Genomic DNA, 12283 nt, shown 5'->3' with positions numbered 1-12283 from the left:
TAAAACATGGCTATAACAGCATTACAGGTGGCTGAAAGCTAATGGTGATTAGCTATCTTTGCGCCATGCAAACAAACGAAAAAGTTAATTACCAGGAAGGAGCGGTTATATTGATTAATAAGCCTTTGACATGGACTTCCTTTGATGTAGTACGTAAGATCAGGAACCTCACCAAAGCTAAGATCGGACATGCGGGAACATTGGATCCCCTGGCTACGGGCCTGCTGATTTGCTGTACCGGAAAAATGACTAAAAAAATCAATGAATACCAGGCGCAGGAAAAGGAATATACCGGCACGTTTACGCTAGGTGCTACCACGCCTACCTTTGACAAAGAATCTGAACCAGAGAATTTTAAAGATATTGCTTACCTCGATGAAGGGGCCATCATAGCGGGTACCCAGCCATTTATCGGTGAAATTATGCAGTTGCCACCTATCCATTCTGCTATTAAACAAAACGGTAAACCTATTTACCTGTTAGCCCGTAAGGGAGTGGATGTAAAAGTGGAACCCCGTAAGTTAACGATTTCCGCGTTTGAGATCACTAAAATTGAACTGCCGGAAGTACACTTCAGGGTGGTTTGCAGCACGGGTACGTATATACGCTCACTAGCCAATGATTATGGCGCCGCGCTCGGCTGTGGTGCTTACCTGAGCAGCTTGTGCAGAACCCGTATCGGTGATTTTAAGCTTACAGATGCTACTGACATGGAAGATTTTATTGTGGCTAATACCGTCCCTAAAACGGATAACCAATAGCAATATTCCAGATAATGTTTTCCCGGCGCCAGCGGCCGCTCTTCAGATCCCATTCACTCAGGTACCAGCCGTTTTTGTTGCCGGTAAAGTAAGGCACCTTCAGGGGAATACCCCAATCGAGGCGCACCAGGAAATACGAAAAGTCCAAACGCAGACCGGCTCCAGTACCCATGGCCAGATCATGGTACAACTGACTTAACTGGAATTCGGAGCCGGGTCTGGACGGATCTTTCCGGATCATCCAGATATTACCCATATCCAGGAAGGTAGCGCCTTTCAGGTTTATGCTGCCTCCAAACATTCTCAACAAGTCGAAACGGTATTCTATATTCCCTTCCAGCTTCATATCGCCGGTTTGATCAGGGAAGGTCTGCGCGTTGGCGGAAGAGTTTTTGAAGGATCCCGGTCCTAATGTACGCAAGCGCCAGGCGCGGATGCTATTGGGGCCACCGGAAGTAAACTGTCTTATATAAGGTAATACCTGTGAATAACTATACGGGATACCTACACCCGCATAAGTCCTGGTAGCTAATCCGCTGTGAATGCCCAGCTTCCAGTAGTGACGGTAATCCGCTTCCAGCTTCACAAAATTGGAAATATTAACGCCTGTAGCTGTTTCCAGGTTGGTGTTCTTTCCCGAGATGCCATTTACCAGGCTGTTGATACCGCTCAACCATCCGCCCGATTCTTCTACATTTACACGGAAATAGCTATAGTGGCGCGGATGCAGCAGGTCCTGGTTGCTATAAATAAACGAAACACTTTCCCCGCCAATTAACGCCGGCTCGAAGCTGCGTTTCAGGTAAGGGTTGGCATTGACCACGGAGTCGCGGAATGTTGGATTAAGGGATACGCCTACATAGTTGATCGTGATAGGCCGTACAATCCAGCGTTTATAGAGCGTTTCGTTCCAGTCGTATCCATAGGAGGCATTGAAGCTGGTGACATCAAATTTTTCTATGCGCGACAGGTAATTGGCGCCCAGGGTAAGCCTGGTTTTAGCATTTGATCTGTTGGATTGTTTGATATGAAAAGGCAGTGCAAAACGTGGCCAGGTAAGGCTAACCTCTCCTCCAAACTGTTTGGACTGTAATGTCCAGCCCGTTTCCTGTTTCACCAGTTCGATACCCGTATTAATGCTCATACCCAACTGGGTAGCTGTCTTATTCAGATTGATATGACGGTAATTCAGGGTAATGCCTGAACCCAGCGTATAGTCGGAGCTGTTACTTACCTCGAAGCTGACGCCCAGCTCCTGTTTGCGGCGGGGTGTCAGGAAGAGGTAGGCATCCAGTGTATTTACGGAGTCTTTGGGCTCTTTATATTGGAGGGTCACAAATTGCCAGATACTTAAATCGTATAATTTATTAACAGTGTTGTTGTACTGTTGCAGGGAATAGGTTTCTCCCGGCCTGAGCAAAATAGACCTCGACAGTATTTTGGGTCGCAATATCTCCTGGTGGTAGCGGATGTTGATATATTTCCGGTCGTCCTTTTTTAGCGAGCTATCGGCGGGGTTGCCATTCAGCGAAAAATCGGGATACACATAAATTTTACCAATGTGGTGGGGCTGCCAGCTGGAAATGCTGTCTTCCGGATTTTTGATGCGTATTTCCACATCCATGGTTAATTTATCTCTCCCTCTATTTTCATTGAAAATATTTACCAGCCCCTCGAAGGGGTTGAGGCTATTTCGGAAGAGGGCTTTATTGAGGGTATCTACGCTGTATTCTATGGCATCGCGGTTAAATTTATAATAGCCTGCATCTTTGATCAGGCGGGTGAGCCTTTCCCGTTCGCTTCCCAGCGTAGCCGATTTGAACGCCATTCCTTTCTGTATAAGCGATAATTTCTCGTTGGCTTTAACGAGGCGAAGAATGGCAGTATCAGGTATGGCGTAGGTGATTTTATCTATCACAAAATTTCTCCCGGTATTGACCTCATAGGTAACGCTGGTTTTCCTGCGTTTGGTTTTCTCGCTGTATTGAACGGTGGCATAAAAGAATCCCTGGTTGTGGAGATAGCTGGTCATACGGTCCACTGATTCTTTGGCTTTCGTTGAATCGTATACCACGGGCTCTTCCAGGTTTCTTTTGGAGAGGACGAGGTTCCAGAACCAGTTGGATTTTTTCTCATTATACTTCTGGTTATAGAGCCATACTTTGATACGGGAGTTGAGTAATTTCTTATTGGGCTGCTGTGTCATCAGCGATTTGGAGGAAAGGGAGCTGCGGATATCCTGTTTTTCGGAATTGAGGATATCGCCTTTTACCACCACTTTGCTGCTGGTGTACAGCGATTGACTGGATGAAAGATATTTGGTATTGGAGCACGCTGCCAACGTGAATACCACAGCCAATAGCAGCAATTGTTTCAGCAGTAAGAATCTGGAATTTGGAGGCAGCAGCATCACGGGTGAAAACGTTATTAATCATTTAAAAAGCCAACAGGGAGTAAGCCGTTATCACGCCTCTTCTTGGCTGATTAAAAGAAATCGTGTAGGTTTGGCCCCATGTTGTCAAAGGCGCAAATTAAATATATTCAATCATTACAGCACAAAAAAAACAGGCAAAAATCCAGCCAGTATGTGGCAGAAGGAGATAAGATTGTGCAGGAGCTGCTACAGGCGGGCATGCCCGTAAAAGGAGTGTTTGCTACTGTCGAATGGCTGGAGCAGCATCAGGCGCTGTTAAACAATTTGCCTGCAGGCGCCGTCGTGGCTGTTGAATCGACTGTACTTAAACAATTATCTTCCCTGACTACGCCCAACAGGGCTATGGCCTTGTTGGATATGCCGGCGCCGGTAGATCCGATGCCGGATCCGGGGAGCGTTGTTTTGGCGCTGGAAGCCATACAAGACCCGGGGAATATGGGTACGCTGATCCGTATTGCCGACTGGTTTGGTATTTCCAGGATTATTTGTTCACCTGATTGTGTAGATGTATATAATCCTAAAACAATACAGGCCACCATGGGTAGCATGGTGAGGGTACGTATAGCCGAATACGATATCCCGGAATTATTGCGCAAAACTACCCTGCCTTCTTATGCCGCTACCTTACATGGTAAGAACATAGCCGATTTCCCGGTAATAAAGGAAGGTATTATCCTGATTGGCAATGAAGGAAGAGGATTAACGGAAGAAGTAACCGCCCTGGCTACCCATCAGATCACCATTCCCCGTCTCGGTGGCGCCGAATCGCTGAATGCGGCCGTCGCTGCAGGTATTATTTGTGGCCGATTACTTATTTAACCTGTCATGATACCCCGAATCATACTTATTGGCCTGTTGCTTGGCTGTATCTCCTGTCACCAACGGATGCAGCGAAAGGTAACACCGGCATTTTACTACTGGAAGCAAACCTGGACCGGCAATAGCCAGGAGAGGCAATATGCGGAGCAATTACCTGCAAAGCGACTTTATATTAAGTTGTTTGATGTTGACATCGACGAGGTGACCAAAGCTCCTGTGCCTGTTGCCATTTTTAAACAGGCGGCCCCATTCCCGGCTAATACAGATATTGTACCGGTAGTATTCCTGATGAATGAAGTATGGGCTCACCCCGATCCACAGCTGGCCGCCAAGGTGAGTAAACTCATGGCGCAACTGTGTGATAGCCTGCCAGCGGGACGGATTCCCGAAGTGCAGCTCGACTGTGACTGGACACAAACCAGCCGGGAGGCTTATTTTTCCTTTATCAAACAAATCAGGCAAACACCTTTTTTCCAGCATCGCCGGGTATCTGCCACTATCCGGATGTACCAGGTAAAATATAAAGTACGCGCCGGTATACCGCCTGTAGACAGGGGGCTGCTGATGTGTTATAATATGGGAGATCTGCGCAAGCCCGGTTCCCATAATTCTATCCTGGACCTGGAGACGATGGCGTCTTACCTCGGTGAACAACGGGTTGCCAACTATCCCTTACCTTTGGATGTTGCTTTACCCCTTTTTTCCTGGAGCGTGTTGTTTCGTAATGATACCGGCTATGTGGGCATTTTGAGAAGCGTGGGAGAAAGAGAGCTACAAAACACCCGGCTTTTTGCCCCAGGAAAAAAACATTTATATATCGTGCAGCAGGATACCTTACTAAACGGCTATCCACTCCGGAAAGGAAATGTTATCCGGCGTGAAAACGTTGATAAGTCGAGCCTGGAAGGCGCTGCCAGGATGGTAGCAGGGCAGCTGACCACCAGCGATCCGGCTGTTATATTTTATCATTTAGATTCTGTGACACTTAAAAATTATCCATTGGATGAACTACAAAAAATCACTCGTATTTTTAATTAGCTTTTGCATTGTTTTTTTCGGAAATATCATTTATACCCTTTCCTGTGGGGGAGATGAAGATCCCTATGATTACTACGTTTCCTTTTTTAACCCCACCATAAAGGGAGATGGATATGAACCATTTTACTACACCTCGCTGACCACTTTTTATGGCGATCCGACTCCTTCTGAAGAAACCGCCAATGTGGCCGACTGGCAGGGATATACCGGTGGCAAGGTAACGGCAAAGGATATACGGGAATGTATTTACACCTATAGCACCGAGCAGTTATCTATCATTGCCAACGGCAGTAACCTGCTGCCAGATAGCGTAAAGCAAAACACTTTTACCCAGTTTTTACTGAAAGAGAAAAACAGGGAAGCTGCCCGCTACCTGCTATTCGCCAAAACCTGTGAACCTGCGGTGATCAATGCAGATCCCTGGTCTGTTCCCGAACGGAATAATGTATTGCTGGGAAATTTGTATAAAGAAGGAGCAGAATTATATAATAAAACAAGGGACAAAGATATCCGCGACCGATATGCATTCCAGTTAATAAGGTTACAGCACTACAGCAAAGAATACGCGGCAGCAGCGGCATCTTTTGACAAGCTGTTTGGTGGAAAAGAAGCTTCCACGTTGGTGTATTATAAAGCCCTGGCGCTAAAAGCCGGCGCCCTCCTACGCATGAAGGATTCGGTGCAGGGTGCCTACCTGTTTTCCCGCGTATTTGAAAAAGCACCTTCCCTGCGTATTCCCAGCTTTACAGGTTTGATGTGGGCAAATACCACTGCCAGGGATGTATATCCCCTGTGTAAAGACAACCATGAAAAAGGCACCGTAGCTGCCGTTTATGGGTTGGCGAATGCGGACTTCAGTCTTACCGGTTTACGGGAAGTATATGCTTTTGATCCTGCTTCTCCGGCAATGACCATTTTATTGGGTAGAGAATTGAATAAACTGGAGCAGGGCTATTTAAGTCCTTACCTGGAGCAAATAGCATCAAATGGTATGGTGAGTATGCGGGATTATGCCGTAGAAGAAAGAGGAAAAATGCTCGTGCAGTTAAAAGCATTGCAGCAGGTGGTGGATAGCCTGGTAGATAAAGGTAAGCTCCGGGACATGGACCTGTGGCGGATTTCATCGGCCTATTTATCTTATATGGGCAAAGATTATGCTGGCGCCAAAGCCCGGCTCGATGTGGTGAAAGCAAAGGATGCAGATATCAGGGATCAGTGGGAGATCATTAACCTGCTGGTGAATATCAACCAACAGAAAACCATCGACAGCACTTTTGAATCCAAACTGCTGGCTTCTTTCAAGTGGCTGGATACCAAAACACCGGAAAGTACCTCTACCGATAGCTGGTGGGGCAATACTGACAAGCCCGCCTTTTTCAGGAAAACATACCGCAACCTGTTGTTTGCTGTATTGGCGCCCCGTTACCACCAGCAGGGCGACCTGGTAAAGGAGGCGCTGATCCGGGGCCGTTGCGATTCGCTGCATAATGGCTATGGCGTTTCAGGGGAAACGGCGATAGCCCAGATCACCGACGATATGAATACAGCGGCGCTGATCCGGTTGAATGATTTTCTGCGCCAACCGGTTAAAACGCCTTATGAAAGCTACCTGGTACGTTTCTTCCCGAAGGAGATCAATATGAGTGAACGGATAGGTATCAGCTATATGCGGGTGCATGATTTCGGTCATGCGCGCGACTGGTTTAAGAAAACGCCCGCATCTGCTATGGCAGCTTCTTTTCAGGTATTCCGCGAACAGTTGCAGGACTTTGGAGAGGATACCGCTATCCGTACCTATAATAAGCCGATCAACCAGTTGCAGTTTTGTGAACGCATGGTGCAGTTGGAGGAAAAAATGAAAACTACGCCGGTACCACCTTCCGTATACTACGATTATGCGTCGGCGTTATTCAGCATTTCTTATTATGGAAAGACGTGGTTTTTTGTAAAAGACTACCGGCCATCCACCGACTGGTATACCAGTGCTGATGATAAAGATCCGTTCACGAAACAGTATTTTGGCTGCTATACAGCAGAAAGTTATTACCTGAAAGCCGCCCAGGCCAGTACCGACCGAGAGTTCAGGGCCAGGTGTGCTTTTATGGCAGCACGTTGTTCGCAGAAACATACTGCGGAAAATAACGACAGCGATAAGTATTTATCCGCGTTGATACGTAACCGTTATTTCCCTTTGTTAGCCACCAATTTTGCAGATACAAAGTTCTACCAGCAGGCATATGGGCAATGCAGTTACCTGCGTGACTATGTAAAAGTGACTAAGAAGAAATAGCTATTTAAACTGAATAGCTTTTACCGGGGTTATCCGGCGGATAATCCTGGCAGGTATCAGCAGTATGATAGTACAAATGAAAAATGTGCCGGCATTGATCAGTAGTACATCTATCCAACGTACATCTACTGCTGCTACCGACATGTAGTAAGATTCTTCCGGTAATTTAAATATGCCGGTACTTTGTTGGAGGAAGGCGATGCCCAGTCCGAATACGTCGCCAATGAATATTCCCAGCAGGATAATATACGCAGCCTGGTATACAAATATTTTCTGAATGCTCCAGTTACGCATCCCCAGCGCTTTGGCGATGCCTATCATATTGGTACGTTCCAATATGAGTATCAGGATAGCCGTAATCATGTTAATGACGGCTACAATGGTCATGATGATGATAATGATGAGTTCATTCTGGTTCTGTAGTTGTAACCAGTCGAAAATATTGGGGTAAATGTCCCGGATGGTGCGGGTAAACAACTGGTCGGGCAGCAGGTTATTGTCGATATACCGGGCGGTAGAGTCCATGTTATGGTAGCCGGTAAGCATTATTTCATAACCACCAACAGCATCGGGGGCCCAGTCGTTAAGCTTGCGTACCAAGTTGAGGTCGCCAATCACATAGGTTTTATCGTATTCTTCGATCCCCGTTTTATATATGCCCGTTACCGTTAGTTTGCGGGCGCGTGGCGGTAGTCCGCCGCCTTGTATGAAATAGATAATCGCTTTATCGTTGATCTTCAGTTTTAATTCTCTGGCGGTATATTCCGAAATCATTATTTCCGGTGCATAGGATGAGTCGTTGAACTGCAGGAGGGTACCTGCCTGGAGGAAGCGTTTTAACTGTGTCCAGTTATAGCTTTTGTCAACGCCTTTGAAGATGATGCCGTCTATCTCTTTATCAGATTTAATGATAGCTGATTTGGTAGCGTAGTTGCTGATAGTTCTAATACCCGGAGCCAATTTAATGCTGTCTATCAGGCTGGTTCTGCTGGTAAAGGGAATTTCTTCTGTAAGAGGGCCGGCATTAGGTTGGTATTGATTAATGTGCAGGTGTCCCCAGAAGCTGAAGATCTTTTCCTGGATAACTTCCTGGAAGCCGTTTACCAATGCAGTTGCCAGTATCATTACCGCCACGCTCACCGCAGTAGCAGCTACGGCGATATTGATGATGAATTTTGAAAAAGAGGAACCTTTATTAAAGGCAATCCGTCTGGCGATAAAAAATGATAAACGCATGGGCAAATATAGGGAAAAGCCGAAAGCATATGTATGCTTTCGGCTTTTAGTCGTATCTTAAGCCATCAATTACCTCGTATGCGTACAGCAGCTTTTTTTTTAATAGCCCTTGCTTCCTGCCTGTTCAGCAACAGTATAGTAGCGCAGGTGAATGCTATTACTCCGGACCACGTTTTCTACAATAATATTAAGTCTGTAAAGTTCAGCCAGGCCGGCGATCCGCTTAGTATGCCCATGTATACCATTGGCTCTGGGGATAAGTTGGAACTGTCTTTTGATGATATGGACAATGATGTGAAGAATTACTATTACTCCTTTGTATTATGTAATGCCGATTGGACACCGGCCCCTGTAAATCAGTTCGACTATATGCGGGGCTTTTCGGAAACGAGGATATTGAACTATAAATTATCCAGTGTTTCGCTGGCAAGGTATACCCATTACAGTGTGCAGCTGCCGGGAACCAATAGTTACCCGGTGAAATCGGGCAACTACCTGCTAAAAGTATACCTGGATAGTGATACTTCTCAATTGGCATTTACCCGCCGGATATTTGTAATAGAAAATAAGGCAGGCATATCTGGCTTTATACAACAGCCTATTGCGCCAAAATTATTCCGCACATTTCAGAAGATCAATTTTGAGGTGAATACCGGCGCGCTGAATATCCAGAATCCGTTTGACCAGATAAAAATAGTGATACTGCAGAATTACCGTTGGGATAATGCGCTCACCGGTCTTAAGCCACAGTTTATTAACGGGAATATATTAAAATACAATGCGGAACAGGATTGTATTATGCCGGGAGGAAAGGAATACCGGTGGATCGACTTACGCAGCTTCCGCCTGCAAACGGAAAGGGTGAAGCACTCGGAATATCATAACACCAGCACCGATATTTATGCAGTAACGGATAAAGAGCGGTCTGACATGATATACCAGTTTATCAAGGATATTAATGGTCGGTATTACCTGGCCACACTGGATGATTATGACCCTAATTTCGAAGGCGATTATGCATCCGTACACTTTTCTTTTGCTGCGCCGGAGCCTTATGCAGGATATGATATGTACCTGTATGGAGAGTTGACCAATTACGAATGCAACGATAAGAACAAACTTACTTACAACGGTGAAACCCGTGCCTATGAGGGAACCCTGTTTTTGAAGCAGGGATATTATAACTACGTCTATGGTTTGGTGGATAAGAGAAAGGCTAACCCAAGGTTAGATACGGAGTTAACAGAGGGCAACTGGTGGGAAACGGAGAATAACTACACCATTCTCCTGTATTATAGGGCGTTGGGAGGAAGGTCTGATGAACTGGTATCTTCTATTACCTTAAATTCTATTCTAAACAGGAAGTAATCGATATTTATAAATAAAGCAGGGAGATGAAAAAAATTCATCTCCCTGCTTTATTATCAGCCATTGACGCTTTGTCTTAGTTTCACAATGTTGGCTGCTCCCCGTTTTATGATAATGCGGGTACCACGTTCGTAGGTAAAGTAGCGGTAAAACCAGTTGATAAATACCACCAATTTGTTTCTGAATCCGAGTAAGCTCATGAGGTGTACCACCATCCAAACAATCCAGGCGAAGTAGCCACTGAGGCGCATACCGGCAAATTCGGCAACAGCCCGGTTTCTTCCGATGGTGGCCATGCTGCCAAGATCTTTATAGGTAAAGCCCCTCATCGGTTTATTTTCCAGGAAAAGGCGGATGTTATGGGCTACATTTTTTCCCTGTTGTATCGCTACCTGGGCTACCATGGGATAACCTTTGGGGAAGCGGGAATCGTTGGTCATCTGGGCAATGTCGCCTATGGCATATATATTCGTATAGCCTTTTACCTGATTCAGTTCGTTTACAAGAATGCGCCCGTTGGGAAGTACAATATCTGCCGGAATTCCTTTTACCGGGATGCCTTTCACGCCGGCAGACCAGAGGAGTGACTGGGTATGAATTTGCTCGCCGGTGCTAAGGGTTACTGTTTTGCCATCATATTCCTTTACGCCGGTGTTGGTCATTACACGGACGCCAATATGTTGCAGGGCTTCCAGGGTTCTTTGAGATGTTTTTTCACTGAAGGAGGCCAGTAGTTTTGGACCGGCTTCAATGAGGTATACATTCATCAGATCCTGGGGAAGAGATGGATAATCTTTTGGCATGATGTATTTGCGTAATTCAGCAAAGGCCCCGGCCAGTTCCACGCCGGTAGGGCCGCCGCCCACCATCACGAAATTGAGTTTAGATTTTATTTCCTCCGTGTCTTTCAGTAAGAGGCTTTCTTCAAACTGTTTTACAACGTAGTTCCTAATCTGTACCGCTTCAATCAGCGATTTCATGCCAATGGCATTATCTTCAATATTTTTATTTCCAAAGAAGTTGGTATTGCTACCGGTAGCGAAAACCAGGTAGTCGTAATGTATTTCGCCAATACCGGTTTCCAGAATATTTTCGGTATTTCTTACGCCGGTAACTTCCGCCATGCGAAATACCAGGTTCTTCTGTTTTCTGAATATGCCGCGAAGGGGGAAGGCGATGCTATCGGGCTCCAGGCCTGCGGTAGATACCTGGTACAGCAGTGGCTGAAACAGGTGATAGTTATTCCTGTCTAATAATACTACCTGCACGGGGGCGTTTCTAAGTTGTTTGGCCAGGTTTACGCCACCGAATCCGCCGCCTACTATAACGATTCGCGGTTGAGTTGTGTCTGGGATGTTGGGCTGAATCATAATTCGTCTTTTTATATTTTGCAGCAATGCAATAATGTTCTATTCCGGGCTTCATTTAACACATTTCATTGTACAGCGTCCGACAAACGCTATACCAGTGCTAAATATTCTCAAAGTTACAAAACTTTCAGAAAAAAATGAAAGTTTGTTTAGATAGAGAGGCATAAAAAAGCAAAGACGCAAAGAATATATATCCCTTGCGTCTTTGCTTCTTACACCTTTTGTGTGTATCTATTGCAGGCAGTATTTGTATAGAAAGGCAGCGGCAGCTGCCCCGGCGAGTGGTCCCAGGATGGGAATCCATGCGTAACCCCAATCGCTGTCGCGTTTCCCCGGAATGGGGAGGAGAAAGTGCATCAACCGCGGACCGAAATCTCTTGCCGGGTTGATGGCATAGCCGGTGGGGCCGCCGAGCGACATGCCGATGGCCAGCACCAACAGCGCTACGGGTAAGGCATCCAGGGAACCCAGGCCCACTGTGGGCCCGGTAATAAAGCAGATGGCCAGAATAAATACCAGGGTAGCCAGGAATTCTGTGAGGAAATTGTATTTGCTGTTGCGGATGGCAGGGATGGTGCAAAATACGCCCAGCTTGGTGTTTGCATCGGTGGTGGCGTCAAAATGCTGTTTGTAGCAAAACCATACCAGCAGCGCACCCAGCATAGCGCCGGCTACCTGTGCTGCTATATATCCTGGTACTTGCTCCCAGGGAAATTTTCCCTGCAGTGCTTGCGAAAAAGTAACCGCCGGATTCAGGTGGGCCCCACTGTATTTGGCAGTGGCATATACGCCTACAAATACCGCCATGGCCCATCCCAGCGTGATTACAATCCATCCGCCCTGGTTGCCTTTTGATTTGTTAAGTATGACACTTGCTACCACTCCATCTCCTAAAACGATTAAAAATGCCGTGCCTATAATTTCTGCTAAGTAAGGTGACATATGTTGTAAAAAGGTGTTTATAAAC

General features: G+C 46.2%; 9 protein-coding genes. 5 read left to right on the top strand and 4 right to left on the bottom strand.

The genetic code is table 11. The features are described 5' to 3' along the window. Positions 1–65 precede the first annotated feature (65 nt). Complete coding sequence (gene truB, locus FHW36_RS23150; RefSeq protein ID WP_145672519.1) at positions 66–761, top strand: tRNA pseudouridine(55) synthase TruB; 696 nt, start codon at positions 66–68, stop codon at positions 759–761. On the opposite strand, the gene tamL is transcribed toward truB, so the two are convergent. After that, entirely contained in the window at positions 742–3171 is a 2430-nt protein-coding gene (gene tamL, locus FHW36_RS23145) for a translocation and assembly module lipoprotein TamL (RefSeq protein WP_145672514.1), read from the bottom strand. The two genes, truB and tamL, sit on opposite strands and share 20 nt — an antisense overlap. Before the next feature lie 102 nt (positions 3172–3273). On the opposite strand from tamL, the gene FHW36_RS23140 reads away from it, so the two are divergent. From FHW36_RS23140 to FHW36_RS23130, 3 genes are read left to right on the top strand one after another with little or no spacing between them, the layout of a single operon-like run. Continuing rightward, complete coding sequence (locus FHW36_RS23140; protein ID WP_145672509.1) at positions 3274–4014, top strand: TrmH family RNA methyltransferase; 741 nt, start codon at positions 3274–3276, stop codon at positions 4012–4014. Between the two features lie 6 nt (positions 4015–4020). Next, complete coding sequence (locus tag FHW36_RS23135; protein ID WP_145672504.1) at positions 4021–5052, top strand: hypothetical protein; 1032 nt, start codon at positions 4021–4023, stop codon at positions 5050–5052. Then, positions 5018–7342, top strand: a complete 2325-nt coding sequence (locus FHW36_RS23130) for a hypothetical protein (RefSeq protein ID WP_145672500.1) — start codon at positions 5018–5020, stop codon at positions 7340–7342. Before FHW36_RS23135 ends, FHW36_RS23130 begins: the two co-directional genes overlap by 35 nt. Here FHW36_RS23130 and FHW36_RS23125 read toward each other — a convergent pair whose 3' ends face one another. Beyond that, a complete protein-coding gene (locus tag FHW36_RS23125; protein ID WP_145672496.1) occupies positions 7343–8578 on the bottom strand; it encodes an ABC transporter permease in 1236 nt (411 codons plus the stop codon). Positions 8579–8656: 78 nt separating this feature from the next. Here FHW36_RS23125 and FHW36_RS23120 point away from each other — a divergent pair, with 78 nt between their 5' ends. Then, positions 8657–9946, top strand: coding sequence for a type IX secretion system plug protein (locus FHW36_RS23120; RefSeq protein ID WP_145672491.1), 1290 nt, complete (start codon positions 8657–8659; stop codon positions 9944–9946). A gap of 56 nt (positions 9947–10002) precedes the next feature. On the opposite strand, the gene FHW36_RS23115 is transcribed toward FHW36_RS23120, so the two are convergent. Together FHW36_RS23115 and FHW36_RS23110 are read right to left on the bottom strand one after the other, a co-directional pair. Continuing rightward, entirely contained in the window at positions 10003–11316 is a 1314-nt protein-coding gene (locus FHW36_RS23115; protein ID WP_145672488.1) for an NAD(P)/FAD-dependent oxidoreductase, read from the bottom strand. A 231-nt stretch (positions 11317–11547) separates the two neighbouring features. Continuing rightward, entirely contained in the window at positions 11548–12258 is a 711-nt protein-coding gene (locus FHW36_RS23110) for an MIP/aquaporin family protein (protein ID WP_145672484.1), read from the bottom strand. Between the last annotated feature and the right edge of the window lie 25 nt (positions 12259–12283).

It is taken from the genome of Chitinophaga polysaccharea, assembly GCF_007829335.1.
Lineage (GTDB): Bacteria > Bacteroidota > Bacteroidia > Chitinophagales > Chitinophagaceae > Chitinophaga > Chitinophaga polysaccharea_B.
This window is presented reverse-complemented; position numbering and strand designations above follow the sequence as displayed.

What these genes read in the sequence shown, in the direction of transcription:
- FHW36_RS23130 (WP_145672500.1), top strand. Translation starts at nt 5,018, where the DNA reads ATGAACTACAAAAAATCACTCGTATTTTTAATTAGCTTTTGCATTGTT.
- truB (WP_145672519.1), top strand. Translation starts at nt 66, where the DNA reads ATGCAAACAAACGAAAAAGTTAATTACCAGGAAGGAGCGGTTATATTG.
- FHW36_RS23135 (WP_145672504.1), top strand. Translation starts at nt 4,021, where the DNA reads ATGATACCCCGAATCATACTTATTGGCCTGTTGCTTGGCTGTATCTCC.
- tamL (WP_145672514.1), bottom strand. Translation starts at nt 3,171, where the DNA reads ATGCTGCTGCCTCCAAATTCCAGATTCTTACTGCTGAAACAATTGCTG.
- FHW36_RS23115 (WP_145672488.1), bottom strand. Translation starts at nt 11,316, where the DNA reads ATGATTCAGCCCAACATCCCAGACACAACTCAACCGCGAATCGTTATA.
- FHW36_RS23140 (WP_145672509.1), top strand. Translation starts at nt 3,274, where the DNA reads ATGTTGTCAAAGGCGCAAATTAAATATATTCAATCATTACAGCACAAA.
- FHW36_RS23125 (WP_145672496.1), bottom strand. Translation starts at nt 8,578, where the DNA reads ATGCGTTTATCATTTTTTATCGCCAGACGGATTGCCTTTAATAAAGGT.
- FHW36_RS23110 (WP_145672484.1), bottom strand. Translation starts at nt 12,258, where the DNA reads ATGTCACCTTACTTAGCAGAAATTATAGGCACGGCATTTTTAATCGTT.
- FHW36_RS23120 (WP_145672491.1), top strand. Translation starts at nt 8,657, where the DNA reads ATGCGTACAGCAGCTTTTTTTTTAATAGCCCTTGCTTCCTGCCTGTTC.